General features: G+C 72.2%; 20 protein-coding genes. 11 read left to right on the top strand and 9 right to left on the bottom strand.

What is annotated here, in order from left to right; all coding sequences use genetic code 11:
* Positions 1-51: 51 nt before the first annotated feature.
* The gene (locus tag ACGG9C_RS03750; RefSeq protein ID WP_194384986.1) at positions 52-1,170 is read right to left on the bottom strand and encodes a PDZ domain-containing protein; all 1,119 of its coding nucleotides are present in this window, start codon (positions 1,168-1,170) and stop codon (positions 52-54) included.
* A gap of 126 nt (positions 1,171-1,296) precedes the next feature.
* On the opposite strand from ACGG9C_RS03750, the gene ACGG9C_RS03745 reads away from it, so the two are divergent.
* Positions 1,297-2,754, top strand: a complete 1,458-nt coding sequence (locus tag ACGG9C_RS03745) for a zinc-dependent metalloprotease (protein ID WP_194384985.1) — start codon at positions 1,297-1,299, stop codon at positions 2,752-2,754.
* Positions 2,755-3,489: 735 nt separating this feature from the next.
* Here ACGG9C_RS03745 and ACGG9C_RS03740 read toward each other — a convergent pair.
* Complete coding sequence (locus ACGG9C_RS03740; protein WP_194384984.1) at positions 3,490-5,250, bottom strand: ATP-dependent helicase; 1,761 nt, start codon at positions 5,248-5,250, stop codon at positions 3,490-3,492.
* Positions 5,247-6,152, bottom strand: a complete 906-nt coding sequence (gene nudC, locus ACGG9C_RS03735) for an NAD(+) diphosphatase (protein ID WP_071042945.1) — start codon at positions 6,150-6,152, stop codon at positions 5,247-5,249. The genes ACGG9C_RS03740 and nudC overlap by 4 nt, the downstream gene beginning before the upstream one ends.
* Before the next feature lie 77 nt (positions 6,153-6,229).
* On the opposite strand from nudC, the gene ACGG9C_RS03730 reads away from it, so the two are divergent.
* Positions 6,230-7,654, top strand: a complete 1,425-nt coding sequence (locus ACGG9C_RS03730; RefSeq protein ID WP_194384983.1) for a phosphotransferase — start codon at positions 6,230-6,232, stop codon at positions 7,652-7,654.
* Between the two features lie 18 nt (positions 7,655-7,672).
* Here the strand turns inward: ACGG9C_RS03730 and ACGG9C_RS03725 are convergent, their stop codons facing one another.
* Positions 7,673-10,978 (bottom strand): ATP-dependent DNA helicase, encoded by a 3,306-nt coding sequence (locus ACGG9C_RS03725; protein WP_194384982.1) that lies wholly within the window; start codon positions 10,976-10,978, stop codon positions 7,673-7,675.
* Positions 10,975-14,148, bottom strand: a complete 3,174-nt coding sequence (locus tag ACGG9C_RS03720) for an ATP-dependent DNA helicase (protein ID WP_194385472.1) — start codon at positions 14,146-14,148, stop codon at positions 10,975-10,977. The genes ACGG9C_RS03725 and ACGG9C_RS03720 overlap by 4 nt, the downstream gene beginning before the upstream one ends.
* 174 nt (positions 14,149-14,322) lie before the next feature.
* Between ACGG9C_RS03720 and ACGG9C_RS03715 the strand changes: the two genes are divergently transcribed.
* A complete protein-coding gene (locus ACGG9C_RS03715; RefSeq protein WP_071042942.1) occupies positions 14,323-14,547 on the top strand; it encodes a DUF3107 domain-containing protein in 225 nt (74 codons plus the stop codon).
* A gap of 3 nt (positions 14,548-14,550) precedes the next feature.
* Positions 14,551-14,841 carry a hypothetical protein gene (locus ACGG9C_RS03710; protein WP_071042941.1) on the top strand — a complete coding sequence of 97 codons (291 nt, stop codon included), beginning with the start codon at positions 14,551-14,553 and terminating at the stop codon, positions 14,839-14,841.
* Between the two features lie 30 nt (positions 14,842-14,871).
* Here ACGG9C_RS03710 and ACGG9C_RS03705 read toward each other — a convergent pair whose 3' ends face one another.
* Positions 14,872-15,585, bottom strand: a complete 714-nt coding sequence (locus ACGG9C_RS03705; protein WP_071042940.1) for a ferritin-like fold-containing protein — start codon at positions 15,583-15,585, stop codon at positions 14,872-14,874.
* 215 nt (positions 15,586-15,800) lie between these two features.
* Between ACGG9C_RS03705 and ACGG9C_RS03700 the strand changes: the two genes are divergently transcribed.
* Positions 15,801-17,270, top strand: coding sequence for a DEAD/DEAH box helicase (locus ACGG9C_RS03700; protein ID WP_071042939.1), 1,470 nt, complete (start codon positions 15,801-15,803; stop codon positions 17,268-17,270).
* A gap of 13 nt (positions 17,271-17,283) precedes the next feature.
* Here ACGG9C_RS03700 and ACGG9C_RS03695 read toward each other — a convergent pair whose 3' ends face one another.
* Positions 17,284-18,147, bottom strand: a complete 864-nt coding sequence (locus ACGG9C_RS03695; RefSeq protein ID WP_194384981.1) for a PHP domain-containing protein — start codon at positions 18,145-18,147, stop codon at positions 17,284-17,286.
* A gap of 119 nt (positions 18,148-18,266) precedes the next feature.
* Here ACGG9C_RS03695 and ACGG9C_RS03690 point away from each other — a divergent pair, with 119 nt between their 5' ends.
* The 3 genes from ACGG9C_RS03690 (at position 18,267) to ACGG9C_RS03680 (ending at position 22,555) form a co-directional block, all read left to right on the top strand.
* Complete coding sequence (locus ACGG9C_RS03690) at positions 18,267-19,292, top strand: endonuclease/exonuclease/phosphatase family protein (RefSeq protein WP_071042937.1); 1,026 nt, start codon at positions 18,267-18,269, stop codon at positions 19,290-19,292.
* 43 nt (positions 19,293-19,335) lie between these two features.
* Positions 19,336-20,757, top strand: a complete 1,422-nt coding sequence (locus tag ACGG9C_RS03685) for an aminopeptidase P family protein (protein WP_071042936.1) — start codon at positions 19,336-19,338, stop codon at positions 20,755-20,757.
* Between the two features lie 64 nt (positions 20,758-20,821).
* On the top strand, positions 20,822-22,555 hold the full coding sequence (locus tag ACGG9C_RS03680; RefSeq protein ID WP_390178249.1) for a gamma-glutamyltransferase family protein: 1,734 nt from the start codon (positions 20,822-20,824) through the stop codon (positions 22,553-22,555).
* An 8-nt stretch (positions 22,556-22,563) separates the two neighbouring features.
* On the opposite strand, the gene ACGG9C_RS03675 is transcribed toward ACGG9C_RS03680, so the two are convergent.
* Together ACGG9C_RS03675 and ACGG9C_RS03670 are read right to left on the bottom strand one after the other, a co-directional pair.
* On the bottom strand, positions 22,564-23,232 hold the full coding sequence (locus ACGG9C_RS03675) for an alpha/beta family hydrolase (RefSeq protein ID WP_194384980.1): 669 nt from the start codon (positions 23,230-23,232) through the stop codon (positions 22,564-22,566).
* Positions 23,229-23,891 (bottom strand): general stress protein, encoded by a 663-nt coding sequence (locus ACGG9C_RS03670; protein WP_194384979.1) that lies wholly within the window; start codon positions 23,889-23,891, stop codon positions 23,229-23,231. The genes ACGG9C_RS03675 and ACGG9C_RS03670 overlap by 4 nt, the downstream gene beginning before the upstream one ends.
* Positions 23,892-23,929: 38 nt before the next feature.
* Here ACGG9C_RS03670 and ACGG9C_RS03665 point away from each other — a divergent pair, with 38 nt between their 5' ends.
* From ACGG9C_RS03665 to ACGG9C_RS03655, 3 genes are read left to right on the top strand one after another with little or no spacing between them, the layout of a single operon-like run.
* Positions 23,930-25,225, top strand: a complete 1,296-nt coding sequence (locus tag ACGG9C_RS03665; protein WP_194384978.1) for a magnesium transporter MgtE N-terminal domain-containing protein — start codon at positions 23,930-23,932, stop codon at positions 25,223-25,225.
* Positions 25,225-25,761 carry a DUF1003 domain-containing protein gene (locus tag ACGG9C_RS03660; RefSeq protein WP_194384977.1) on the top strand — a complete coding sequence of 179 codons (537 nt, stop codon included), beginning with the start codon at positions 25,225-25,227 and terminating at the stop codon, positions 25,759-25,761. The genes ACGG9C_RS03665 and ACGG9C_RS03660 overlap by 1 nt, the downstream gene beginning before the upstream one ends.
* Positions 25,758-26,909: an Mrp/NBP35 family ATP-binding protein gene (locus ACGG9C_RS03655; protein WP_228480978.1), complete on the top strand. Its 1,152-nt coding sequence runs from the start codon at positions 25,758-25,760 to the stop codon at positions 26,907-26,909. Before ACGG9C_RS03660 ends, ACGG9C_RS03655 begins: the two co-directional genes overlap by 4 nt.
* Positions 26,910-26,942: the final 33 nt, after the last annotated feature.

The following is a 26,942-nucleotide window of genomic DNA, read 5'->3' as shown; positions in this document are numbered from 1 at the left end:
ACTCCCAGCGCGCCGTGACCGCAGAGTGACCTGTGTCAGCTCAGGGCGCGATCACGAGCAGGTCGCAAGGTCCGCCGTGTCGTCGCCGGCGCTGATCGCCGCGAGCGCCTCGAGTGCGTCGTCGAGGTCCTGCACCGCGAACACCTCGAGGCCGTCGGGGATGTGGCCCACCACCTCGTCGCAGTTCGCATCCGGCGCCAGGAACCACTCCGCGTCGGCCTCGGCCGCACCGTACAGCTTCTGACGGATGCCGCCGATGGGGCCCACGGTGCCGTCGGCGGTGATCGTCCCCGTGCCGGCCACGTTCTCACCGCCGTTGAGCTCCCCCTCGGTGAGGGTGTCGATGATCCCGAGCGCGAACATCATCCCGGCGCTCGGGCCGCCGACGTTGTTGAGCTGGATCGTCACGTCGATCGGGAAGTCGAACGACGTGGAGAGCACGATGCCGAGCAGCCACGTCGTCTCGCCGTCGGCCTCGACCGCCTCGGGCGTGACGGTCTCGACGACCTCCTCGCCGTCACGGCGCAGCGTGAGCTCGACCGCATCGCCCTCGGCTTCGGCGACGACGTCGCGGAGCTCCGCGACATCCCTCACCTCACGCCCGTCGGCGGCGACGACGACGTCGCCGGACTGGACGAGGCCCGCCGCGGCGGCATCCTCCCCCACCTCGACGACGGTCAACTCGGGGTTCACGTCGTAGCCCAGCTCGACGAGGGCCGCCGCGGTCGCCTCCTGCTGGGAGTCGACCATGAGGGCGGCGCTCTGTTCGCTGCGCTGTTCGGTGGATACGCCCTCGGGGTAGACGGAATCGATCGGCAGCACCGCACGGCTCGCGTCCAACCAGGCCACCGCGAGCTCGAACCACGACGGGGTGCGCTCGCGGTTGCCCACCACCTGCACGGTGAGGAGGTCCAGCGCGCCGTCGGTCGGATAGGTCTGCGCTCCTTCGACGCTGATGAGGGGCACCTCCTCGCCCTCGGCGGTCTGCGCGGTCCCGAGCGTGTTGTAGACCGGGCCGGGCTGCTGGATCACGTACGCGGTGGGGAGGAAGGTGAGGACCAGCAGCGCGGCGAGCGCGACGACCAGCGCCCAGATGCCGACCAGGGTGCGGCGAGCGACGCGGCGTCGCGGGGCGGGCGTGAGGGTGACGTTCTCGTCGAACAGAGCCAAGAGGGGCCTTTCCGTGCAGGTCGTTCGCGACCGGCGTAAGGCGATCGGGTCCCGGCCGGGGAGAGCGATGATCCGGCTGACTAGCCTAGGACCAACACCCGCAGACCTGTCTGAAAGGCGGCTGAAGTGGCAGAGGACGACGACCGCACTCCCGAAGAGGAGTTCCAGGAGCTGCTCAAGCAGCTGTTCGGCGGCACCGGGGCGGGGATCGACCCCGAGCAGCTGTCGCGGATGGCCGGGATGAACATCGACCCGGCGATGATGCAGACGGTCATGCGTCATCTCCAGGACGCCTTCAGCGCGAGCGACGACCAGCCGATCTCGTGGGAGGCTGCCGAGCGTCAGGCCCTGCACATCGCGAACCAGGACGACCACGGCGTCACCGCCGGGCAGCGCACCGACCTCGACCAGGCATTCACTCTGGCGGGTCTGTGGCTGAGCGAGGCGACGACCATCTCCGAACTGTCCGACGCACCCCGCGCGATCACGCGCGGCGGCTGGGTCGAGGCGACCCTCCCGGTGTGGCAGGAGCTGGCCGCCCCGGTGGCCACGAGCATCGCCGACGCGCTCACGCAGGCTCTGCAGGAGCAGACACCCGACGACATGCAGCAGCTGGTGCAGGGTGCCGGAAAGCTCATGCGCACCATCGGCGGTTCGCTGTTCGCCACCCAGCTGGGCGCCGTGGTCGGCAACCTCTCCAAGGAGGTCGTCAGCGGCGGTGACGTGGGCATCCCGCTCATGCCGGCCGGCCAGGCCGGCATCCTGCCGCAGAACTTCGCCGCGTTCGGCGAAGGCCTGGAGGTTCCGGACGATCAGCTCGCCCTCTACATCGCCACGCGCGAACTCGCGCACGCGCGCCTGTTCCGTCACGCGCGCTGGCTGCGTCTGCATGTGATCTCGCAGGTGACCGACTTCGCGCGCGGCGTGCACGTCGACACCGACGCGCTGGAGGATCTCGCATCCCGCTTCGATCCGTCCGAGCCCGACGAGCTGCGGCGAGCGCTGGAGAGCGGGGCCCTGCTCCCCCAGCGCACCGACGCGCAGAACGCGACCCTCGCTCGCCTGGAGAGTCTGCTGGCCACGATCGAGGGATGGGTCGAAGTCGTCACCGAGGACGCCGTCACGCGCCTGCCCGCCGCGGGTCGCATCGCCGAGGCCGTGCGGCGACGGCGCGCGGTCGGCGGGCCGGCCGAACAGGCGCTGAGCTCGCTCGTCGGACTCGAGCTCCGCCCGCGACGGATGCGGGAGGCGGCTGCGATGTGGCGGTCGGTGAGCGATGCCGTCGGCACCGCGGCGCGGGATTCCCTGTGGGACTATCCCGACCTCATGCCGACATCCGATGACATCGACGACCCCGCCGCGCTCATCGCGCGTCTCGAAGCGCGCGCACGCGGCGAGGAGCCGGCGACCGACGAGATGGACGACGCCCTCGCCAGGCTCCTCGCCGATGCTCAGTCCGGCGACGAGGCGTCGCCAGGTCCCACGGCCGAGGGAACGACGCCGGGCGACGACGCCGCACCCGGTGATGAGTCCGACGGCGACGAGTCCGACGGCGACGCGCACGGGCCCGCGCGCCCCGTCTGACCTCTCCTCCCCACCCGCCTCGCAGCGACGCGGGTGGGAAGCCTTGTGGACAGCGATCGGTGCCGTTCCGCCTCCTCGTGCAGGATCGGCGCATGCCGTTGCGCCTGGACCCCCGACACCCGCCGCTGTGGCGCACCCCGACGGCGGTGCAGTTCGGAGCCGACGCCGTCGCGGTGGTCGAGGCCGACCAGCCCTGGCACACCCGCCTGCTGGCCGTGCTCGAGGAGGGACTGCCCGCCGAACACGCCGTCCGGGTCGCGGGCGCCATGGGCGCACCCGCAGCGGAGGCGGCGGAATTCCTCGCCGCGATCGCGCCGGCGCTGCGCGACGACGACGCTCCGGCGGGCGAACAGGTGATGCTCCGCGTGAGCGGAGCCGTCGACCCGTGCGTCTACGCGGGCGTCCACGACGGTCTCGTCGCCGCGGGCGTTCGGATCGTCGACCACGATCACGCGCCCCTGATCGTCGTGGCCTCCCACGTGCTGGATCCGCGCGTGACGGCGCGGCTGATGGCGGATGACCGCCGGCACCTCCCGATCGTGGCGACCTGCTCCGGCGCCGAGGTCGGCCCCCTCGTCCTCCCGGGGAAGACGGCATGCCTCACGTGCGTCGCGACCGTTCGAACGGAGCGCGAGCCGTGGTGGCCGGCCGTGGCGGCGCAGCTCCTCGGCTCACCCCCGCCGCCCTCGTCGCCGGCGATCGCCGGCGAGGCCGGCCTGTTCGCGGCTCGGCTGCTCACCGAGGCGCCGCATCCCCCGGTCGCTGGGACGGTCTCGTGGGCGCTGCGCCCCGACGCGTCGCCGGCCCGGCGGATGCACCGGCCGGCCGAGCGCTGCGGATGCCGATCTCCTGCAGGAACCGCGACGGATCCCGATCTCGCACCCCCCGCGCCCAGGACAGCGACAGCGTTCGCCGTGCCCGCGTGATCCCGACGTAGGCGAGTCGACGCTCCTCGTCGATCTGCTCGAAGGACTGCGCGTACGAGATGGGCAGCTGTCCCTCGGCCAGACCGGCCAGGTGCACGTGGTCCCACTCGAGGCCCTTCGCCGCATGGAGTGTCGCCAGCGTGACCGTGCGCAGCGCGGGTTCGTCCTGCGTCTTGGCACGGGTGGTGAGCTCATCGGTGAACGCACGCAGGGTCGTGCCCTCGGGGGCCTCCTCGGCCAGGCGCAGCAGAGCAGCCCGTGCCTCCCAGGCGTCGCGGAGGGCGCCGCCGGCCGGAGGCGCCTCGGCGGTGAACCCGAGGGAGCGCAGCACGTCGCGCACCGCGTCGACGAAGTCGCCGTCGATCGGCGCGACCGATGCCCCGCGGAGGGCGAGCACCGCCTGTCGCACCTCCGGCATGTCGAAGAATCGCCGCCCGCCGAGCACCGTGGTGGGCACCCCCGCATCCGACAGCGCGGCGGAGATCTCCGCCGACTGCGCGTGCGCGCGGTAGAGCACGGCGATCGAGGCGGGATCGGCGCCGGAGCTCAATCGCCGCGCGACGGCCGCGGCGATTCCACGGGCTTCGGCCGCTTCGTCCTCGTAGGCGGTCGCCTCCGGCTCCCGGGCCGCCCCGTCGGACGCGGGGACGCGCGAGGGCTCCAGCCGGAGCGCGCCGGGGCGACCGCGCATGAGCTCGTTGGCCGCGTGCAGGATGCCCGCATCCGACCGATAGCTCGTTTCGAGACGCACGACCGTCGCGTCCGCGTGCCGATGGGCGAATTCCAGGAGATACCGCGCGTCGGCGCCGGCGAAGGAGTAGATCGTCTGACTGGCGTCCCCCACCACGCACAGATCCCGGCGGTCGCCGAGCCAGAGCTCGAGCAGCCGATGCTGCAGAGGTGAGACGTCCTGGAACTCGTCGACGGTGAAGTGGCGGTACTGCTCGTGCACGGCATGCGCGACCGCCGGTTCGGTCTCGAGCATGCCCGCGCACGCCAGAAGCACGTCCTCGAAGTCGAGTTGGCGCCGTTCGTCCTTGAGCTTCTCGTAGGCCCGCTGCAGGTCGACGATGCGCGAGATGTCGTAGCGCCCGACGCCGTCGGGACGCGCCGTCGCATAATCCTCGATCGAACGCATCGTGACCTTGCGCCACTCGATCGCCGACGCGATGTCACGAAGCGTCCCGGTGTCCGGGTCCATCCCCACCGTGTCGGCGGCATGCGCGAGCAGCCGCACTTTGTTGTCGACGACGGCCGGGGCGCTGTCGCCGGCGAGCGTGGGCCAGAAGTAGTTCAGCTGGGACAGCGCCGCGGCATGGAAGGTGCGTGCGCTCACCCCGCCGACGCCGAGCGCCCGCAACCGCCCGCGCATCTCGCCGGCCGCCTTCGCCGTGAAGGTGACCGCCATCACGCGATTCGGCGTGAAAGCTCCCGTCTCCACGCCGTGCGCAATGCGATGGGTGATCACCCGGGTCTTGCCGGTGCCCGCGCCCGCGAGCACCGCGACCGGCCCGCGCAGGGCGCGTGCGGCTTCTCGCTGGCGGTCGTCCAGTCCGTCGAGCGCGCTCACGCGACCCCGCCGTGCCAGCCTTCGATGAGGCGGCGCGAGATCGAAGCGGGCCCGGGGAGCTGCACCGGGCCGCGGCCCGACAGAGCGGCACCGATCTCATCGCGGTGGAACCACCGCACCGCCACGATCTCCTCGCCGTCCGGGCGCACCGCGTGAGCGTCGACCGCCGTGGCGAGGAAGCCGACCATGAGCGAACGGGGATACGGCCAGGACTGGGACCCGCGGTAGCGCACATCCGTCAACGCGACGCCCGCTTCTTCGTACAGCTCTCGCGCGACGGTGTCCTCGAGGGACTCCCCGGCCTCGTTGAACCCGGCGAAGCAGGAGAATCGGTCCTCGCCCCACAGCACGTTCGAGCCGAGCAGCAGCAGGTCGGGATCGTGCGGGTGGGTGACCGCGACGATCACCGCGGGGTCGGTCCGGGGGAAGTGCTCGCGCCCGCAGGACGCGCAGTGTCGGGACCACCCGGACATGCGCACGTCGGTGCGCGTACCGCACGCGGGGCAGAAGGGGGAATCGCGCAGCCAGCGGGCGAGGCTGAGCGCTTCGGTGAACACGCTTGCCTCGGCGGGGTCGAGGTCGGCCCCCACCACCCGCAGCCCGCCCCACCCGCCGGGAGCGTCGAACGGCGGCTCATCGTCGACGTAGACGGCGGCGAGCACGGCACGGCCGTCGGGGCGACGGCCGAGGAATGCCCACTCATCGGGCGCGGGCACCTCGCAGGGCGACATCCAGGCCAGCGCGTCGCGGGCGGCCAGCGGAGCCGCATCGCGAGCGAGCGCGAGCACGACCGTGTCCTTGTCGGCCACGGCCGCATCGATGAGTCCGTCGAGCGTTCGTTCCTCGGCCGACCGGTCGACCGCCAGCCCGATGGCGACGGGAGGATGCGATTGCGCCGTCATCGAGGACCTTCCTGCATTGGTCGCGGAGCCGGGCGTGGCGCGGCCGGGCGCGGGGGTCACCGACCTACCCTGGGCTCATGGCACGCTCACCTCTCACTCTAGCCGCGACGGTGACATCGGCTCTTCCGCAGGCCGTCGTGGTCGCGGTGAGAGCGTTGACCGAGGGAGCGGCCGGCCGGTACGACGCGGCTGTCGCCGAGCTCGACGACGGACGACGCGTGGTGGTCCGCGTGCCCGTGGACGCCGCAGGCTCGGCCGACCTGGCCGCCGAGGCCCGGGCGCTGCGGGCGCTCACGCCGGGCGTGCGCAGTCTGCTGCCGTACCGCGCGCCCGAGCTTCTGGGCGAGACGTCGCTCGACGCGCACCGCGTGCTGGTGGTCGACCTCCTCGAGGGGTACCGGGTGGATGCCGCTCACATCCCCGCCGGGCGCGGTGTGGCCACCTCACTGGGTGAAGCCCTCGCCGCACTGCACGGCCTGCCCCCGTCGATCGTCCGCGCCGAGGGATTGCCGGTGCGCACCCCCTCGCAGGTACGAGACGACGTCACGCGCCTGCTCGATCGCGCTGAGGCGACGCGTCGGGTCCCCGCTCCGCTCTTGGCGAGATGGCGCCGCGCGGTGTCGTCGGAGCAGCTCTGGCGCTTCGAGTCGGCGGTGACGCTCGGCGGAGCGACCGCGGCCTCGTTCCTCTTCGATGAGGTGGACGATGCACCCGCCGTCGTGGGTCTGCTGGAGTGGCAGGGGCTCCAGGTCGGAGACCCGGCTGTCGATCTGCAATGGCTCGCGGGGGCGCCCGACGCCGCCGACGACGTCCTCGACGCCTACGGCGCGGCGAGCGGGCGCGCACCGGACGGCCTGGTGCGCGAGCGTGCCCGCATGTACGCCGAGCTGGAATTCGCACGCTGGCTCGTCCACGGCGACGAATCGGGGCGCGAAGACATCGTCCACGACGCCGTGGAACTGCTGGAGTCGCTCGCCGAGGGGGTCGGGCACGACGATGTGGTGCCCCGGGCGGGCTCGAGCGTCGACGAGGCCCTGGCGCTCCTGGACCGCACGCCCGAGGCTCCCGCCGCGGGCGTGGACACGTCGATGCACACCGACACGTACGATCCCGAGGAGCTGTCGACGTGGCTCTCGGATGACGATGCTCAGTCGACGACCGATCTGGCCGGTGCCGTCGAGCGGGCGCGATCGGCGACCGGACCCCTCCTCGATGAGCAGCCGGTGGATGATGATGCGCCGGAGGTGAAGGCTCCCGAGCCGATCTGGTCGGATATCACCTTCGCCGAGACCGCGCCGCTGGCCGACGAAGACCTGCCCGCACCCGTCTCACGCGCCCCGATCACCGAGCGCGACGTGCCGCGACCCCTGGTCACCGCCACCGGGTCCGACACGGCCCGCCGCGCCGCCACCCGCACCGCCGATGACCCCGAAGAGCCCGACGATGCGGCCGAAGCGCAGCGAGCATCCGACGCCGCGCTCCGCCGCTGGCTCGCCGACTGAAGCACCCCTCCGGCCGGGTCAGGCGCGCAGCACGAGATCGTCGGCGACGTAGTACAGCGCCACGTCGATCTCTGCGAGCGGAACACCGTGCTTGTGGTGGTAGGCCCGACGGTAGAGCTCCAGCTGCAGCATGCGCTCGGCGCGTTCGGCGTCGTTCCGCGGCGGCGCGCCGGTCTTCCAGTCGACGATCTCGATCCGTCCGTCGCGGTCGTCGCGGCGGTAGACCGCGTCGAGCTTGCAGATGACCACGTGCGTGGCGCCGTCGAGGTCGGCGATGGTGAAGTCGATCTCGGATTCGACCTCGAGAGGCTGCAGCGGTGCCCACTCGCTGCGCTCGAACGTGCGCCGCAGCGCGCCGAGCGCATCCGCATCGGCGTCGCCGGCAGCCGGAGCGTCGGCCGACTCGTCGTCCGACTCCCACAGGGCGTCGTCGAGGGATCCTCCCGCGCCCACGAGGCCCGACCGGTGCTCGACCCACGCATGGAACAGCGTCCCGAGCCGGGTCTGCCGGTACGGTCGTTCCGGCAACGGCCGTGACAGCCGCGCGACGGTGCCGTCGTAGTCCGACACGAAGTCCTTGTAGCGGGATGCCGCGATGCGCGTGGGCGCACCGCCCGAACGGGGTCGCGCGCGAGCTTCGCGTTCGGCCAGGAGCAGGGCCAGATCGTCGTCGGGCCGGGTGCGCGGCGCGCTGATCGCGTCACCGACCGCGCCCGCGGCGGACAGGACCAGCTCGCGTCGCTCCCCGAGCGGATCGAGAGGCCAGTGCAGCACGCGTCGTTCGCCGAGATACGGGTTCTCGCCGACCTCGTCCGCGGGGAGCTCCGTGCCGATCGCGCGAGCGACCTCTTCGAGGAAGACGCTCCGTTCGCGAGGACGCTTGGTGCCGGACCACGTCGAGCCGGTCAGGAGCAGGTGATCCCGCGCGCGTGTGACCGCGACGTAGGCGAGCCGCCGGTCCTCGTCGAATTGACGGGCACGGTTCTCGGCCACGAAGGCGTCGAGATTCGTCTTGAGGTCCTGCTGGGTCTCGGCGAGGTCCGCGCGCCACCGGAAGTCCGGAAGCCAGGCGGCGTCGCCGCGGAAAGCGTAAGGGAGCACGCCGAAGCCGAGCCAGCCCTTCGTGTCGCGCGGGGCGCTGGGCAGTTCGTCCTTCACGAGCCGCACCACGGCCACGGCGTCCCATTCCAGCCCCTTGGACCCGTGGATCGTGAGCAGCTGCACGACGTCGTCCTCGGGCGGCTCGGTGCGCGGCGCGAACTCGTCGAGCTGCTCGGCGTGATCGAGCCACGCGAGGAGGCTCGCGATCGAACCGGTCTCGTCGGCGGCGAGGAAGGCGTGCAGCTCGTCGACGAATGCGCGCAGCTGGGCCGAGGCGATGCGCGCGGGTCCGCGAGACTCGTTGGCGGCGAGCTCGATGTCCAGGCGCAGCTCGCTCTCGATGAGGCGCACGAGCTCGGGTAGGGGCATGCCGACGGCACGACGGAGTCCCGCGAAGACCGCGCCCGCCTCGGTGAGGCGCGTCACCGCTTCGCGGGTGAACCCCGAGAGCCAGCCGTGGTCTGGGCCGTGGCGCACGACGAAGTCGAGAGCGTCCGACAACGACCCGGCATCGTCCGCGGCGCTTCCGCGGATCGTCGCCACGACCTCTGCCGGAAGGGGCCGCAGCGCCTCGTCGTGCGACGCGATACGTCGAGACAGCGCCGACAGCTCGCGCAGGTCCGGCAGCCCGATGCTCCAGCGCGGACCGGCCAGGAGTCGGATGAGGGCCGAGCCCGCCGACGGGTCGCTGATCACCCGGAGTGCGCTCACGACATCGACGACCTCGGGGGTCGACAGCAGGCCGCCGAGGCCCAGGATGCGATGCGGGATGCCGTGCCGCGCGAGGGCGTCGCCGAAGCGCACCATGTGCTTCTTGGATCGGAACAGGATCGCACCGGTGGTCGCACGTCCTCGCGCGGAACGCTCCGCGCGGACCCGGGTGAACCACCGTGCCACCCGATCGGTCTCGGCGTCCAGCGCGTCGTCGAAGCCGATCTCGACCTCCCCAGCCGGTGCATCCGGTCGCGGCCGGAGCTCGGCGACGGCGACCGGCGAGGAGGTGGCGAGCGGCGCGAGCACCGCGTTCGCGGCGTCGAGGACGCCGATGCCGTTTCGCCAGCTCGTCAGGAGCGCGAAGCGCGCGCAGGTCTGCTCCGAAGCGAATGCGTCGACGAATCCGCCGAGGTTGCCGGCACTCGCCCCCCGCCAGCCGTAGATCGCCTGATGCGGATCCCCGACGGCCATCACCGCCGTTCCGGCGAACAGAGACGCAAGCAGATCGGTCTGGGCGACGGAGGTGTCCTGGTACTCATCCAGCAGCACGACCCGATAGCGGTCGCGCAGTTCGTCGGCCGCCGGCGGATGCGCCGCGACCACCTCGAGGGCGCCGGCGACCTGATCGGAGAAGTCGATGACGCCGAGGCGTCGCTTCTGCGCCGCGTACTCGCGCGCGAGGTCGGACAGCAGCGTCAGCGCGCGCACGTTGTTCTCGGCGACCTCGACGTCTCTGTAGACGACGGTGCGCTTGGTGGTGGAGGGCCGCTCGAGCACACCCGAGAAGCGCTCGGGGAACGCCGCGAGCTCCTCGGGGTCGACGAGATTGTCCACCGCGTCGCGTGCGATGCGCAGCGCCGCATCGACGATGGATCGCACCGCCTCGCCCCGCTCCTCGAGGCGCTCATCGTCGGACGCGAAGACGACGCGCCGCATGAGCAGCCACGCCGCCGACTCGCTCAGCACCGCGGCTTCGGCGTCGCGGCCGATACGCACGGCGTGTTCGCGCACGATCTGGTCGGCGAACGCGTTGTACGTCGACACGGTCGGCCGGTGCAGCAACTCGTCGTCGAGCTCTCCGGCCGCGCGCGGCGTGGCGCCGACGGCGACGGCGAGCTCCTCCATCGCCGCACGTCGCGCGAGGGCCGGACCCCCCGCGCGCTCGATGCGTGCGAACACCTCGAGCCGCCCCTCGGCGTGAAGGCGCTCGAGGTGCGGCAGTAGACCTCGCGCGTCGAACTCGGCCAGCCGCGCCAGCCGCCTCTGGATGCGGTCGGCGAGTTCACCGGCGGCCTTGCGCGTGAAGGTGAGACCGAGTACCTCGTCCCGGCGCACGAGTCGATTCGCGACGAGCCACACCACCCGTCCCGACATCGTCTCGGTCTTGCCGCTCCCGGCTCCCGCGACCACGAGCGCCGGAGCGAGCGGGGCTTCGATGACGGCGGTCTGCTCCGGCGTCGGAGGGTACTGACCGAGCGCCGCGGCGAGGACGACGGCGGGAACGGTCACGACGCGCTCACCGCCCCGATGGTGTGGATGCGGCACAGCCCGTAGGCGTGCTCGTCGCGGCAGTGCTCCTCGTAGGGTGCGGCGAAGGACGTCGCCCGCATGACGGCGACGGCCTCCTGGATGCGGGCGTGGAACGCCGCGCGGCGTTCCTCGTCGAACGGCGGCTGGCGTGGCGTGACGTAGTCCGCCTTCGACGTGGGTCGCAGCACGAGCAGCTGCGCGCCGCCCGGGGGATGCCCCACCGCCTCGGGAATGGCACCGGACTCGAACGCGAGCTGGTACGCGGCCAGCTGCGGGTTGTCGGCCACCTTCGCGTCCGTCTGCGGTTCCCGCTTCCCGGTCTTGAGGTCGACGATCACGACAGTGCCCTCCGGCGTGAGCTCGACGCGGTCGATGTATCCCGAGAGCACGATGCCGTGAGGTGCGTCCTCGGCACCGACGACGGCGAGGGGGACCTCGAAGTGCGGTTCCGCGCCGATCAGGCGACCCCCGTCGCCGTCGAAGCGGCGCAGATAGGCGTGCAGGCGCCGGATGAGGTCGCGCGCACGCGCCTTCTCGGCGCGCTCACGCCAGCCGGCTTCGAAGGCGAGCTCGCCCCAGCGCGCCTCGACGACGGCCCACAGCGCCTCTTCCGACGTCTCGACGGCATGCTCGAGCGCCGCGTGGACGATCGTGCCGAGCCCCGCCGTGACGCCGCCCGGGTCTCCACCGAGGTCGGCGATCACCCAGTTGAGCTCGCACTCCTCCAGCGCGTGGAGGCGTGAGGGGGACACGCGGATGTGCTCGCGCTCGAGGTCGCGCAGCGGGCCGGTGGAGGTCGGTCCGGCAACGCCGTACCAGTGCGTCGGGTCCGCCCCGGGCACCTCCGCGTCGGCGAGCAGGGCCAGCTGTGCGGCCGCGTGCGCGCGAGCGGCCGCCGCCGCGCCGGGGTCGAGGATCGCGCGCGTCGTCGTGAGCGTGCGCCGATGGGCGGCGACGAGGCCGCGCAGCGACAGCGGATGCTCGACGGCGACCGACTCGGCGGGCGGGAGGAACTCGAAGAAAACGCTCGGGCCGGTGTCGTCGTCGTCCACCGCGGTCACGACGGTGCGCGCCCGGGAGCGGCTGAGCGCCCGCACCAGCAGCCGCAGCTCGTCGTGCATCGCGGCGCGACGTCGGTCCAGGGTCGACGGGGCATGCTCGTCATCGCGCGAGAGAGCGTCGGCCAGGCGCCAGGTGTGCAGCAGTCCTCCGCGCAGGCGGGTGTTCGGCCACACCCCCTCCTGAACGCCGGCGACGACGACGGTGTCGAACTCGAGCCCGAGCGACGCCGCCGGAGTGAGCACGCGCACGACGTCGTCGTGCGGAGGCGGATCGAGTCGGTCCTCGGCGACACGCGCATCGAGCACGCTGCGCACGAAGACACGCGGGTCGGCGTCGACGGAGCGCTCACCGAACCGCTTCGCCGCCTGGAAGAGCGCGACGACGGCGTCGAGGTCCCGCCCGGCCTGATCCGCGATCGGACCGTGACCCGCTGCGGTCCGCGCCCACGGCTTCTGCAGGCCGGACCGCTCCCACGCCGCCCACAGCAGCTCGTGGGCGCTCGCACCCCGCTCCAGCTCGTCGCGGAGATGAGCCAGGGTCCGCGCGAGCGCGGCGGCGCGTCGCGCCTCGCGCGCATCGATGATGTCGAACTCGACGGGGCTGCGCATCGCGGCCAGCAGGAGCTCCCGACCCGCACGCTCGCCGCCGGCGGCCACCTCGGCGTGCCGGAGGGCGGACCGCAGCCGGCGCAGCTCGATCGGGTCGAGTCGCCCGGTCACGCCGAGGAGCGCGTCCGTGACTTCATCCGCGCTCCACCGGTCGGCGGCGGCCATCTCGATCAGGCGCAGCAGATCGCGCACGGGTGCGATCTGTCCGAGGGCCTGGGCGGAACCGGGCGAGAGGGCGGGCACGTCACGCGCAGACAGTTCGGCCTGCAGACCGGTCACCTGACGGGTGTCGTGGGCGATCACGGCGAGCTCGCGCCACGGAACGCCGTCGTGCACGTGTCGCTCCCGCAGCATCCGGGCGATGACGTCGTACTCCTCGGCGGCGGAGCGGACCGTCACGGCGCGCACAGATCCGTCGGGCACGGTATCCCCCGGCGCGGATCGGTGCGCGACGACCCCCGCGGCTCCGATCCGCTGGGTGACCCGGCGAACGACGTCGGTCGAGTGCGCTGTGCCCCGGTGCGCGGCGCCGAGCACAGCGACCGACCCGAGGACGCGCGCCAGGCGGGCGAAGTTCTGCGGCGTCGCGCCGCGGAACGCTCCGGAACCGACATCGGGGTCACCGAACGCGAGCACGCTCATGCCGCGCGCACGGCAGGCGTCGAGGAGATCGACGGCCCCGGCCGTCATCTCCTGGGCGTCGTCCACGAGCAGATGACGGATGCGCGCGATCGATTCCACCCCCACCGCTCCCGCTGCGACCAGGCTGACCGCCTCGCGGACCAGGCCCGCGGCATCGCGATGGGCGCCGCGCATCCCGGCGCGCACGCGCACGTACTCGCGCTGGAACGACGCCATCGCGCGCCACTCCGCGACGTCGTGGTCGGCTGCGAGAGCGTCCAGCCGCACAGGGTCCAGCCCGAGCGTCGCGCATTCGGCGAGGAAGGCGCGCACCTCGGATCGGAAACCCGTGGTGTCACGGATGCCGGCCCCGAGCCCGGACGGCCATCGGCTCACCGCCCCCGGCAGCGCTTCGTCCTCTGCGTCGCCGTCGAGCATGTCGTGGATGATCTGGTCCTCGTCGCCGCCGGTGAGGAGCTGGGGCGGCTCGGCGCCCGCCGCGACGGCGCACGATCGCACGATCGCGAACGCGAAGGAGGCCACCGACCGCGCGAGCGGCCCCGACGTCGCCGTGCCGACCGCGACGGCCAGGCGGTCCCGCAACGCCGTCGCGGTCTGCCGGGAGGGCGTGAGCACGACGATCTCGTCCGGGTCGACCCCGCGTTCGACGAGCGCCACGACGCGGGCGACGACGGCGGTGGTCTTGCCCGTGCCCGGTGCGCCGACGACGACTCCGGATGCCCCGATCGCCGACGCCACGACCGCGCGCTGCGCATCGTCGAGGTTCTCCGCGCGCACCCCTGGGCCGGACGCGGCGTCGGCGGCGGACGCGGGGAAGGCGCTCGCGACGGAAGTCATCACGCCACGACGCTAGCCGCCGCCGCCGACATCCCGGTCCCGGCCCGCGCGCGTTCGCCCAGAGCGTGCGCGAGGCCCGGGAGCCGGGCGTGCGGGTGCCGTAGGCTGGCCGTGCACCCGCAGAACCCCGCGGGTGCGGGCCGTACCGGCCCGAGTCGCCAGGAGGTATGTGACGTGGAGATCCGCATCGGCATCGCGAACACCGGACGTGAGCTGAACTTCGACACGAACGAGTCGGCCGCCGACGTGAAGAGCTCCGTCGCGACGGCTCTGGACTCCGGCGCCGCGCACATCGAGTTCGCCGACGCGAAGGGCAACTCCTACCTGGTGCCCACCGCGGCGCTCGCCTACGTCGAGCTCGGCAGCGAGGAATCCCGCCGCGTCGGCTTCGTCGCCTGATCGATGCAGATCCTCATCGCCCTCATCATCGGCGCGGCGATCGGGATCGCCGCTCACCTCCAGGTGCCCCATCGCCAGACGCGCGGGGCGGCGGTCATCCCGGTTCTCGGCACCATCGCCGCCGGGGTGGCGTGGCTCGCCCTGACCTGGGCCGGCATCGGCATCGACTCGCTGTGGCCGTGGCTGTCGGCGTTCGTCGTGCCGGCGGTGGTGTGCTGGCCGGCGGCGCTTCTGCTGGCGAGGGTTCGCCTGACGCACGATGCCCGCGAGAGGGCAGCGCTCGGAATCGACTGACGGTCGTAGCCGGAACACCCGGCCGGGCCCTCAGGCAGCCAGGCCCATCGCGTCCATGCGTCGTGAATGAGCTGCCATGAGCTCGGTGAAGACCGGCTCGACCTTCTCCTCGTCGTCGGCGTCGAGCGCGGTCGGGCGAAGAGCCGATCGGGCGATCAGAAGGGTGTCGCCCACCAGGCGTCTCCCCCACATGGCAAGGAGCGCCTTCCACTCGGGGTCGCTGGCGATCGTCTCGGCGACGATGTCGACGATCGCCTGGCGGTCGTTGTCGGCGCGAAGCACACGAGCCACGCGGCGGCCGGCCTCGCCGTAGCTGGCCGAGAGGGCGAGGTAGAAGTCATCGAGCAGCCCCGCGGTGATGTGCACGGAGAGCATCGTCTCCTGCGGCCGTCGACCGTGCGTCGCCCGCCGGAAGGCATCGAGCGGCTCGCGGAACGGCAGCATCAGATTGGTGGGGTCCTCACCGCGATCGCGGATGAGCGCCACCAGCTCCTCGTGCTTGGTCAGCGCGGCACCCGCGGCGCGCGACACGGCCTCCTTCTGCGCGAGCTCCGGCGTGGTCTGGATGAGCTCGCTCAGCGTCTCGAAGAACCCCAGCTGAAGATAGGCGGCCTGGCCGAGGTAGGTGGCGATCTCCGGGGCGAGTTCCTCGAAGTCCACCCGCATCGCGTCGCCGAGCTCGCCGCGGGAGCGAAGCTGAAGCAGGCGCCCCTGCGGACGCCGCTGCCAGAACCAGGTCACCACGGCCTCCACCTTAGGCCGCCACGCGGGTCCGCGCGGCCCGCCGCGCGGCGTGCGCGGCGCCCTCGGCTATCCTGGTTCGGTCCCCGGCGTCGGATCGGGGCACCGCGCCCGTGGTTGAGAGAAGGGCGTGGACACACTTTCGCCCCAGCGTGCGCCACGGATGCGCCCGGGGCCGACCACAGGCAGCGTCTCACTGCCGGACGGGTTCCCACACCGTGACCACCTTCGCCGAACTCGGCGTCGACCAGGACATCGTCGACGCCCTCGCCGCACGAGGAATCGTCGACGCGTTCCCCATCCAGGAGCAGACGATCCCGCTGGGCCTGCCGGGGCAGGACATCATCGGGCAGGCCAAGACCGGCACCGGCAAGACGTTCGGGTTCGGCATCCCCGTCGTCCAGCGTCTTGGCCACAACCCCGAGCCGGGGGTGAAGGCGCTCATCGTCGTGCCCACGCGTGAGCTCGCGGTGCAGGTCTACGAAGACATGGACATGCTGACCTCGAACCGCTCCACCTCGGTGGTGGCGATCTACGGCGGCAAGGCCTACGAGGGTCAGATCGACCAGCTGAAGGCCGGAGCACAGATCGTCGTCGGCACGCCCGGACGCCTGATCGACCTCAACAATCAGCGTCTGCTCGATCTCTCCAACGCCACCGAGGTCGTGCTGGACGAGGCCGACAAGATGCTCGACCTCGGCTTCCTCGCCGACATCGAGAAGATCTTCCAGAAGGTGCCGGCCGTGCGCCACACGCAGCTGTTCTCCGCGACCATGCCGGGGCCGATCGTCACCCTCGCCCGGCGTTTCATGTCCAACCCGATCCACATGCGGGCGAACGACCCCGACGAGGGTCTCACCCAGGCGAACATCCGCCATCTCGTCTACCGCGCCCACTCGCTCGACAAGGACGAGGTCATCGCGCGCATCCTGCAGGCCGAAGGCCGCGGCAAGACGGTGATCTTCACCCGCACCAAGCGGGCCGCGCAGAAGCTCGTCGACGAACTGGGCGACCGGGGCTTCAACGCCGCCGCTGTGCACGGCGACATGAGCCAGGAGGCGCGGGAACGCTCGATGGCCTCGTTCAAGGCGGGCAAGAAGGATGTCCTGATCGCCACCGACGTCGCTGCGCGCGGCATCGACGTCAACGACGTCACACACGTGATCAACCACACCATCCCCGACGACGAGAAGACCTACCTGCACCGCGCGGGCCGCACCGGCCGGGCCGGGCGCACGGGCATCGCGGTGACCTTCGTCGACTGGGACGACCTGCACAAGTGGGCGCTCATCAACCGAGCGCTGGAGTTCGGCCAGCCCGAGCCGACCGAGACCTACTCGTCGAGCCCGCACCTGTACACGGACCTCGACATCCCGGCGGGCACGAAGGGGCGCATGGCGACCGCTCCGAAGGCCCAGAAGGCCGACGGACCCCGACGCGAAGCCGGTGACGGCGGCGACGGGTCGCCGCGACGCCGTCGCCGCCGCCGCAGCACCGGATCCGACGGCGGACCCCGCCCGGCTGAGGGCGAAGCCGCGCGCGGCGCGGACGCATCCGACCGCGAGAGCGACGGGGCCGGCACGCACGACGGTCAGGGCAAGGAGCACCACGACGGACGCCCCGCGCCGCGCCGCCGTCGCCGGCGAGGACCGCGCGGCCCGCGCGAGGGCGCGGCCGGCACCGCCTGAGCGGCATCACCGCTCACGGTAAGACCGGCGCGCAGCCCGTCCCGCGGTCGATCAGTCGCTCGAGCATCGCCTCGCTCGTGGTGTGCTCTCCCGGCTGATTGGGTTTTCCGAGCCCGTGGTAGTCGCTGGATCCGGTGACGATCAGATCCCGCTCGTCGGCGAGCGCGCGCAGTGTCGCCACCGCGGCCGGGAGGTTCTCGCGGTGACCGAGCTCGAAGCCGGCAAGTCCCGCATCCAGCATGCGTGTCAGCAGGCGCTTGGGCGGGATCCCGGCCCGGCCGGCCGGATGCGCGATGATCGCCACTCCCCCGGCGCCCACAATGAGCTCGACCGCCTCGACCGGGTCGGGCGAGAACAGCGACACGTAGTAGTCGCCGCCCGTTGCGAGGATCGTCGAGAACGCCTCGCCGCGGTCGGCGACGACGCCGCGGGCGATGAGGGCGTCGGCGATGTGCGGGCGTCCGACGGTCGCGCCGGTGCTCGTCTGGGCGACGATGTCCTCCCACGTGATGTCGTAGTCGCGCGCGATGCGGTCGGCCATGATCCGAGCTCGCTGCAGCCGCGAGCGACGCACGCGGTCGGTCATCGCGCGCAGGCGCGGCTCGTCCGGGTCGAACAGGTAGGCGAGCACGTGGATGCTGCGCCACTCGTGCTGCGAGGACATCTCCATGCCGGGCACGAACGTCATGCCCAGCGACGTCGCGGCGTCTGCCGCCTCCGCCCACCCGGAGGTCGTGTCGTGATCGGTGAGCGCCACGGTGCGCATGCCGTGCGCGTGGGCTGCGGCCATGACCTGCGCGGGCGGCTCGGTCCCGTCGGAGTGCGTCGAGTGCAGATGCAGATCGCCCGGCCCCTCACATCGACCCGACCGCTGCATTCTTCCGAGGGTAGCGTCCGCCAGCGCCCTGGCGTCCGATGCCCGGCCGGAAGGGCGATCCAGGGCGCACCGTGCCGACCTTGACGCTTCTTTCAGTCTGCGCGAATAGGGTTCGTGTCGTGTTGCGCGTGTTCGGGTTCGTCGCCGCTGCGGCGTTCGCGCTCGCGGCGGCGATCGTGACGGTACCCGACGTGTTCCGCGTCCAGGACCGATTCCCCATCGCGCAGATCGTCTCCTTCCGAGGCCTCGTCGCAGCCGCCTTCGTGGTGCTCGCCCTGCTGGCGCTGCTGGTCGCGCTGATCCGACCGCTCCGGGCGTTCGCCACGACCCTCGCGATCGTGTGCCTGCTGGCCGCGGCCGGCAACGGCGCGATCCTGTACGGGCGCGGGTGGGGCACCGAGGCCCTCCCCGCGTCGACCGAGGAGAGCATCCGGGTGATGACCTGGAACACCGCCGGGAGCGGGAACACGTCGGCGGCGTCGATAGCCGAGATCGCCGTGGCGATGCAGGCCGACATCGTCACCCTGCCCGAGACGAGCGCGGAGACAGGTGAGCAGGTCGCGATCGCGATGCGGGACTATGGGCGCCCCATGTGGGTGCACCACGCCACGTTCGGCAGCCAGGACGCCGGATGGGATGCCCTCTCGACGACGATCCTCATCTCCCCCGACCTCGGGGACTACGCCGTCATCGAATCCTCGCAGGACGGCTCGAGCAACACCTCGACCGTCCCGAGCGCGGTCGTGATGCCGACCTCCGGCGACGGTCCGACCGTCGTCGCGGCCCACGCGGTCGCCCCGCGCGTCGACGACATGGCGCAGTGGCGCAGCGACCTGCAGTGGCTCGCCGACCAGTGCGCCGAGGACAACGTCATCATGGCGGGTGACTTCAACGCCACGGTCGACCATCTTGCCGCCTACGGAATCGACGGCGGCACGCTGGGTCGATGCCTGGACGCGGCCTCGGAGACCGGCAACGGCGCCGTCGGCACGTGGCCTTCGCAGCTGCCCTCCCACGTGGGCGCACCCATCGACCACATCCTCGCATCGCCGTCATGGGTGGCGACCGGGTCGCTCGTGCTGCAGTCGACCGACGGCTCGGGCAGCGACCACCGACCTCTCGTGGTGCAGTACGAGCCCCGATGATCGGCCCGGTGACGCCCGGGCTCACAAGTGCGAGACTGAACAGATGAGCACTGGCGACAGCGACACGATCGCGGCGACCGAGACGGCGGAGACCACGCACGACAGCGGCACCAATCGTCGGCAGCCCTTTCCGCAGGGCTTCCTCGACACCATCTCCACCGGGTGGGCCCCGCGGCCGGATTCCGCACCGCCGCAGCGTGACCAGGCCCCCTTCGCGGCAGCCCGGCGCAAGAAGCTGTCTTCGTCGTTCCCCGGAAGAAGGCTGGTGATCCCCGCGGGCTCGCTGAAGCAGCGGAGCAACGACACCGACTACCTCTTCCGCGCCCACTCGGCCTTCGCCCACCTGACCGGCTGGGCCTCCGACTCCGAGCCGGACTCCGTTCTCGTGCTCGACCCGGTCGCGGACGGTCACACGGCGACGCTGTACTTCCGCGAGCGCGCCGACCGCACCACCGCTGAGTTCTACGCCGACGCGTCGATCGGGGAGTTCTGGATCGGCCCCCGTCCCGCGCGGGAGGGCGTCGCCGTCGACCTCGGCATCGCGACCGCGCACATCGACGACTTCGCCGGCGCCGAGGACGACCTCGTCCTCGGCGAGGATGAGGACCTCACGCGTGCCGTCTCCGAGCTTCGATTGATCAAGGACGACTACGAGATCGCCCAGATGCGCCTCGCGGTGGATGCGACCGCTCGCGGCTTCGACGACATCGTGCGCCATCTCGACCGTGCCGTCGCCCACCCTCGCGGCGAGCGCGTCGTGGAGGGCGTCTTCCACCTGCGCGCCCGCAGCGACGGCAACGGTGAGGGCTACGACACCATCGCCGCCTCGGGGCCGCACGCGTGCTACCTGCACTGGACGCGAAACGACGGGGCGGTCGCGCCGGGGGATCTCATCCTCGTCGACGCCGGCGTCGAGGTCGACAGTCTCTACACCGCCGACATCACCCGCACGCTCCCGGTCTCCGGCTCCTTCACCGACACCCAGCGGCGTGTCTACGAGACGGTGCGCGAGGCGGCGGACGCCGCGTTCGCCGTCGCCCGGCCCGGGGTGAGGTTCCGCGACGTCCACGCGGCCGCCATGGAGGTGATCGCCGCCCGGGTCGCCGAGTGGGGGCTCCTGCCGGTGACGGCGGAGGAGGCCCTCGACGCCGACCGCGGCGGGCAGCACCGCCGCTACATGGTGCACGGCACGAGTCACCACCTCGGCATCGACGTGCACGACTGCGCACAGGCCCGCCGCGAGATGTACTACGACGGACTGCTCGAGCCGGGCATGGTGTTCACGATCGAGCCCGGACTGTACTTCCAGATCGACGACCTGACGGTGCCGGAGGAATACCGCGGCATCGGTGTGCGCATCGAGGACGACGTGCTGGTGACCGAGGACGGCGTGGAGAACCTCTCTGCGGCGATCCCCCGCACCGCCGACGAGGTCGAGGCCTGGATCGCGCGGGCGACATCCTGACGCCGTGAGCTACACCGAAGAGCCCGCCTTCACGACGCGGCCGACGCTGACCGGCACCTTCGGCATGTCGGCTTCGACCCACTGGACGGCGACCGCGACCGCTCAGGCGGTGCTCGAGCGCGGTGGCAACGCCTTCGACGCGGCCGTCGCGGGCGCTTTCGTGCTGCACGTCGTGGAACCGCATCTGAACGGTCCGGGTGGTGACCTCGTCGGCCTCATCCAACCCGCCGGCGAGCAGCCGCGCGTGCTCATGGGCCAGGGCCCGGCGCCGGCCGGCGCCTCGATCGCGCATCTGCGGGCCGAGGGTCTCGATCTCGTGCCCGGGGCAGGCGCCCTCGCCGCCGCGGTGCCCGGCGCCGTGGACGCGTGGCTGCTCCTGCTGCGCGACCACGGCACGTGGGAGCTGCGCGACGTTCTCGCGTACGCCATCGGCTACGCGCGCGATGGCCATCCGCTGGTGGCGGGCGCGGCGGCCACGATCGCCCGCGTCGAGGGCCTGTTCCGGGAGGCGTGGCCGACCTCGGCGGCGCAGTGGCTGCCCGGCGGAGCGGCTCCGCGGGCGGGCGAGCTGATCCGCAACGCCGCTTACGCGGAGGTCCTGGAGAGCCTCGTGCAGGCAACGTGCCCGGTGCGCGACGACGGCCCCGTGGGCCGCGCCGCGCGGGTCGACGCCGCTCGACGGGAGTGGAAGACGGGCGAGGTCGCCCGCGCGGCGTCGGCTTTCGCGGCGACGCCGCACCGTCACTCCGACGGCCGGGACCATGCCGGCGTCCTCACCGCCGAGGACATCGCGGGATTCGATGCCCGGTACGAGGAGCCGGTCAGCGCGACCTTCCGCGGCCACGAGATCGTCAAGGCCGGCGCGTGGACGCAGGGGCCCGCGCTGCTGGCGGTGCTCGGGATGCTCGAGCCGCTCGCCGACGATCTGCTCGATCCGTCGCAGGAGGCGGGCGCCCACCACATCCTCGAGGCGCAGAAGCTGGCCTACGCCGACCGCGACGCCTGGTTCGGCGACGACGAGGTCGACCTCGAGGCGCTCCTGTCGGCCGACTATCTCGCGGCGCGTCGCGACCTCATCGGACCCACCGCCGCCGCGGACTTCCGACCCGGATCCCCCGGCGGCGCGACGCCGTTCGTTCCGCCGCTGCGCACCGGCTCGCCCGCCGCGGCTGCGGGCACCGGGGAGCCGACCGTCGACCGGACCGGGCACACGCGGGGCGACACCTGCCACATCGATGTCATCGACCGGTGGGGCAACGTCGTCGCCGCGACGCCGTCGGGCGGCTGGCTGCAGTCATCGCCGACGATCCCCGAGCTCGGCTTCTGCCTCGGGACCCGACTGCAGATGACGTGGCTCGAGCCGGGGCGACCGTCCGCTCTGCGGCCGGGACGGCGCCCCCGCACCACGCTCACCCCGACGCTCGTGCTGCGCGACGGCCGCCCTCGGATGGCGCTCGGATCGCCCGGCGGCGACCAGCAGGACCAGTGGCAGCTGCTCACTCTGCTGCGCATCCTCGTCGGCGGCTTCTCCCCGCAGGCTGCGATCGACGCGCCCGCACTGCACACCACGGCCCTCGCCGACTCGTTCTGGCCGCGCACCTGGACCCCGGCGGGCGCGGTCGTGGAAGACCGGCTGGGCGACGACGTGATCGACGCCCTCGCCGCGCGCGGGCATCGGATCACGCGCGCGGGCGCGTGGGCGCTCGGCAGGGTCTCCGCGGTGGGACGGAATGACGACGGCGTGCTGTGGGCAGCCGCGAACGCCCGCGGCATGCAGGGGTACGCCGCCGGGCGGTGACCAGACGCTCAAACCCGGGCGCGCATCCAGTCCACGACGATCGGCGCGAGGTGCGCGGCCGCCTCGTCGGCTGATCGACGTCGCCCCGCGACCTCGAAGCCGTGCCCGGCCCCGTCGATCGTCACGAGGGTGGCGTCCCGGCACGCCGCGACCGCCTCGTCGAGCTGCTCGAGCGGCTGCACGAAGGCGTCGCGCGTTCCCGAGAGGAACAGCTGCGGCACGACGATCGCGGGAAGATGCTCCGTACGCGGCTTCTCCGGCTTGCCCGGCGGATGCAGCGGGTAGCCGAGATAGATCAATCCCCGGGGGCGCAGGAGGCCTTCTGCGGCGGCCATCGACGCCATCCGGCCGCCATAGGAGCGCCCCGCGGCGAAGAACGGCAGATGCGGGAACTCCGACGTCACCTTCGTGGCGACCGCCTCCCATGCCGTCATCGCGTGCGCGGGTGGGCCCGGCATGCGCCGACCAGCCTCGGCGTACGGGAAGTTGAAGCGCACCGTCGCGACGCCGCACGCGTTCAGCGCGTCGGTGAAGCCGGTCACGCCGGGATGATCGAACCGCGAGCCGGCACCGTGCGCCACCGCCAGGACCGCCCACGGCTCGGCCGGGACCGCGGTGGCGGCACTCACCGGCACCGTGCCCGCGGGAAGCTCCACCTCGACGGTGTCGGCGCTCACGAGCCGGGGGCGTCGTCCTCGGCGCGGCGCGGCGCATCCGGGTCGACGCGCTCGCCGTACTGCGGCGGCGCGACCGGCCGGTCGGGCGCGTCGGTGGACGACGGGCGAGCCGGCGGGTCGGAAGGATGTGCGGGAGGGCCGGGCACGGCGGGGCCGGGCACGGCGGGGTCGGTCCCGGCGGGCCCGTTCGCCCGGGGGCCCAGCACCTGTCGGGCACGATGAAGGCTGTTGGCCGTGACGGTCACCTCGTAGGTGTCCGCGACGACGGCCATCACCGAGGCGTAGTCGCGCCGACGGCGCACGAGGGAGTAGGTCACGATGCTGAAGAGCATCCCGATCGCGATGCCGACGAACAGCACGCCGACGAAGACCTGGATGGGAACCGTCGGAGATCCGAGTACGACCACGGCGCTGAACAACAGCCCCAGGAGCAGCCCGTTGATCGCTCCCGACCGAGCGGCCGACGCGTACCCGAGACGGCCGGTCACCCGCTCGACCGAGCGCAGTCCCGTGCCGACGATCGCGATCTCACGAGCCGGGATCTCCCCGGAGATCAGCTCCGACACCGCCTTCTGCGCGGCCTCGTACGTCGGGAACGACGCGACCGTGGGACCCACCTCTCCGGTGGCCTGGGAGCCGCGTCCGCCGATCATGCTCATTCCTCCATCCTCCCACGACGCCGGTCTACGCTGGAATCGTGAGCACGCAGAGGGTATTCATCGCCCGCCTGACCGGCTGCGCCGTCTTCGACCCCGCGGGCGACCGGCTGGGCAAGGTGCGCGACGTGGTCGTCATCTTCCGTGCCGATGACCCGCCCCGGGTCGTCGGGCTGATCGTGGAGATCCCCGGTCGGCGTCACGTGTTCCTCTCGATCGGCCGTGTCACCTCGATCCGTCCGGGCCAGGTCATCACCACCGGCCTGATCAACGTGCGCCGCTTCCAGCAGCGCGGCGGCGAGGTGCGGGTCATGGCCGAGCTCGTCGGTCGTCGCGTCTTCCTGCGCGACGGATCCGGCACCGCCGTCATCGAGGACGTCGCCATCGAGCGCAGCCGCCTCGGGGACTGGGACATCGGCCAGCTCTTCCTGCGGCGACCCAAGACGGGAGGATCCCCCTTCTCGAAGGGCGCGACGACCTTCGCCACCTGGTCGCAGGTGCGCGAAGACCAGGAGCCGGGCGAAGCGCAATCGGCCGAGCAGCTGGTGGCGAGCTTCTCCGAGCTCAAGCCCGCCGACCTCGCCAACACCCTCCTCGATCTCCCCGAGGATCGCCTGATCGAAGTGGCCGAGGAGCTTCCCGACGACCGCCTGGCCGACGCGCTGGAAGAGATGCCCGAAGACGAGCAGGTGCACATCCTCGAGCAGCTCGACGATGAGCGCGCCGCCGACATCCTCGACGCGATGGAACCCGACGACGCCGCCGATCTCCTCGGCCAGCTGCCCAAGGTGCGATCGGAGCAGCTCCTCGGCCTCATGGAGCCCGAGGAGGCGCAAGATGTGCGCGACCTGCTGAAGTACGGCCCCGACACCGCCGGCGGCCTCATGACGAACGAGCCGATCGTCCTGTCGGCGGAGTCGACCGTCGCCGAGGCTCTCGCCCTCATCCGGCGCCACGAGCTGCATCCGGCACTGGCGGCCTCGGTGTTCATCACCCTCCCGCCCTACGAGACCCCCACGGGCCGGCTCCTGGGCACCGTGCACTTCCAGCGGATGCTGCGCTACCCGCCGCACGAGCGGCTCGGCGCCATCATCGACGACTCCGTCGACCCCATCCCCGCGACGGCGGCGGCGTCCGAGGTCGCGCGCATGCTCGCCAGCTACAACCTGGTATCGGTACCGGTGGTCGATCCCGCGCGACGCCTGGTGGGGGCCGTCTCCATCGACGACGTTCTCGACCACCTGCTGCCGGACGACTGGCGTTCGGTCGAGACGGAGGGCCCCGAGGTGCCCGCCGTTCCGACCACGACCGCCGCGATCCCCACGAGGAGGCGATGATGGCTCGCGAGCGCAAGCAGATCACCCGCATCAGAGGCCTCGATGCGCCCCGCGGGCGCTCCGGTGTTCTCGGGCGCACCCCGCAGCCCTCCCGTGATCGCTTCGGGCGGTTCACCGAGTGGATCGCACGTGCGATGGGCACGCCGGCGTTCCTGGTGATCCTGAGCGGTTTCTGCGCGGCGTGGCTGGCGTGGAACACCCTCATGCCGGTCGACCTCCGGTTCGACTCGGCGGCGAATGGCTTCACCGCCCTGACGCTCATGCTCTCGCTCCAGGCGTCGTACGCTGCTCCGCTCATCCTGCTCGCCCAGAACCGCCAGGACGACCGCGACCGCGTGCAGATCGAGCAGGACCGACAGCGTGCCGAGCGGAACCTGGCCGACACGGAGTACCTCGCGAGGGAGATCGTCGCTCTCCGCATGGCGGTCAACGACATGAAGGGCGATGTGCTCACCAAAGACGTGCTCCGCGGAGAGTTGAAGAAGATGCTCACGCACCTCGATGACGCCCCGCGGAAGGAGTCCTCCACCACGTGAGCGACCTCGCATCCCGCGTCCGCACGGCCGTCGGCTCGGTCATCGATCCCGAGCTGCGCCGTCCGCTGAGCGATCTCGACATGGTGCGCGAGGTGAGCGTCGACGCCGGCACCGCGCACGTCGCGATCGCTCTGACCATCGTCGGATGCCCCGCCGCCGACCGCATCTCGCGTGATGTCACCGACGCAGCGGCGGCGGTGACCGGCGTCGACGCCGTCGACCTCGAGGTGGGGGTGATGACCCTCGACGAGCGCCGGGCCCTGACCGACAAGCTCCGCGACGGGCGACCCGCACGGCAGATGCCGTTCGGCCGCGATTCGCTCACGCGCGTCATCGCCGTCACGAGCGGCAAGGGGGGCGTGGGCAAGTCGAGTGTGACGGCCAACCTGGCCGTGGCGCTCGCCGAACAGGGCCTCTCCGTCGGGCTCATCGACGCCGACGTGCACGGCTTCTCGATCCCGGGCCTGGTCGGACTCGTCGACGCCGACGGCAGAGCACCCTCGCCGACCCGGATCGACGACCTCATGCTGCCGCCGGTCGCGTACGGCGTGAAGGTCGTCTCGATCGGGATGTTCCTGCGTCGCGGTGACGCCGACGGACCGGTGGGCGCGGTGGCCTGGCGCGGTCCGATGCTGCACCGGACCGTGCAGCAGTTCCTCACCGACGTGTTCTTCGGTGACCTCGACGTGCTGCTGCTGGACATGCCGCCGGGCACCGGAGACGTCGCCATCTCGGTGGGCCAGCTCCTCCCCCACGCCGAGGTGCTCGTCGTCACGACGCCCCAGCCGGCCGCGTCCGACGTCGCGGTGCGCAGCGGGCTCGTCGCCCGTCAGACCGGACAGCGCCTGATCGGCGTGGTGGAGAACATGTCCGCCCTGTCTCTTCCCGACGGCACGGCGCTCGAGGTGTTCGGCTCCGGCGGCGGACGCGCGGTGGCGGATGCGCTGACCACCGCCTCCGAGCCAGTGGAGGTCGTCGCATCGATCCCCCTGAGTCCGGCGTTCCGTCAGGCCGGCGACGACGGTGTGCCCGGCGTGATCGCTGTCCCGGAGGACCCGGCCGCGCGCGCCATCACGGCGCTGGCGAAGGCTCTCGCCGCACGGCCGCGCGATCTGCCCGGCCGCGCCCTGCCGTTCACGACCGGCTGAGCGCGACCGGGTGCCTCTTCGGGAGACGTCGTC

The sequence above is a fragment of the Microbacterium sp. MTN4-26 genome, assembly GCF_042846595.1.
Classification (GTDB): Bacteria; Actinomycetota; Actinomycetes; order Actinomycetales; family Microbacteriaceae; genus Microbacterium; species Microbacterium luteum.
Note: the sequence above shows the minus strand (reverse complement) of the source record. Positions and strands in the feature narration are given on the sequence as shown.

What these genes read in the sequence shown, in the direction of transcription:
- nudC (WP_071042945.1), bottom strand. Translation starts at nt 6,152, where the DNA reads ATGACGGCGCAATCGCATCCTCCCGTCGCCATCGGGCTGGCGGTCGAC.
- ACGG9C_RS03730 (WP_194384983.1), top strand. Translation starts at nt 6,230, where the DNA reads ATGGCACGCTCACCTCTCACTCTAGCCGCGACGGTGACATCGGCTCTT.
- ACGG9C_RS03720 (WP_194385472.1), bottom strand. Translation starts at nt 14,148, where the DNA reads ATGACTTCCGTCGCGAGCGCCTTCCCCGCGTCCGCCGCCGACGCCGCG.
- ACGG9C_RS03710 (WP_071042941.1), top strand. Translation starts at nt 14,551, where the DNA reads ATGCAGATCCTCATCGCCCTCATCATCGGCGCGGCGATCGGGATCGCC.
- ACGG9C_RS03695 (WP_194384981.1), bottom strand. Translation starts at nt 18,147, where the DNA reads ATGCAGCGGTCGGGTCGATGTGAGGGGCCGGGCGATCTGCATCTGCAC.
- ACGG9C_RS03685 (WP_071042936.1), top strand. Translation starts at nt 19,336, where the DNA reads ATGAGCACTGGCGACAGCGACACGATCGCGGCGACCGAGACGGCGGAG.
- ACGG9C_RS03680 (WP_390178249.1), top strand. Translation starts at nt 20,822, where the DNA reads ATGTCGGCTTCGACCCACTGGACGGCGACCGCGACCGCTCAGGCGGTG.
- ACGG9C_RS03670 (WP_194384979.1), bottom strand. Translation starts at nt 23,891, where the DNA reads ATGAGCATGATCGGCGGACGCGGCTCCCAGGCCACCGGAGAGGTGGGT.
- ACGG9C_RS03660 (WP_194384977.1), top strand. Translation starts at nt 25,225, where the DNA reads ATGGCTCGCGAGCGCAAGCAGATCACCCGCATCAGAGGCCTCGATGCG.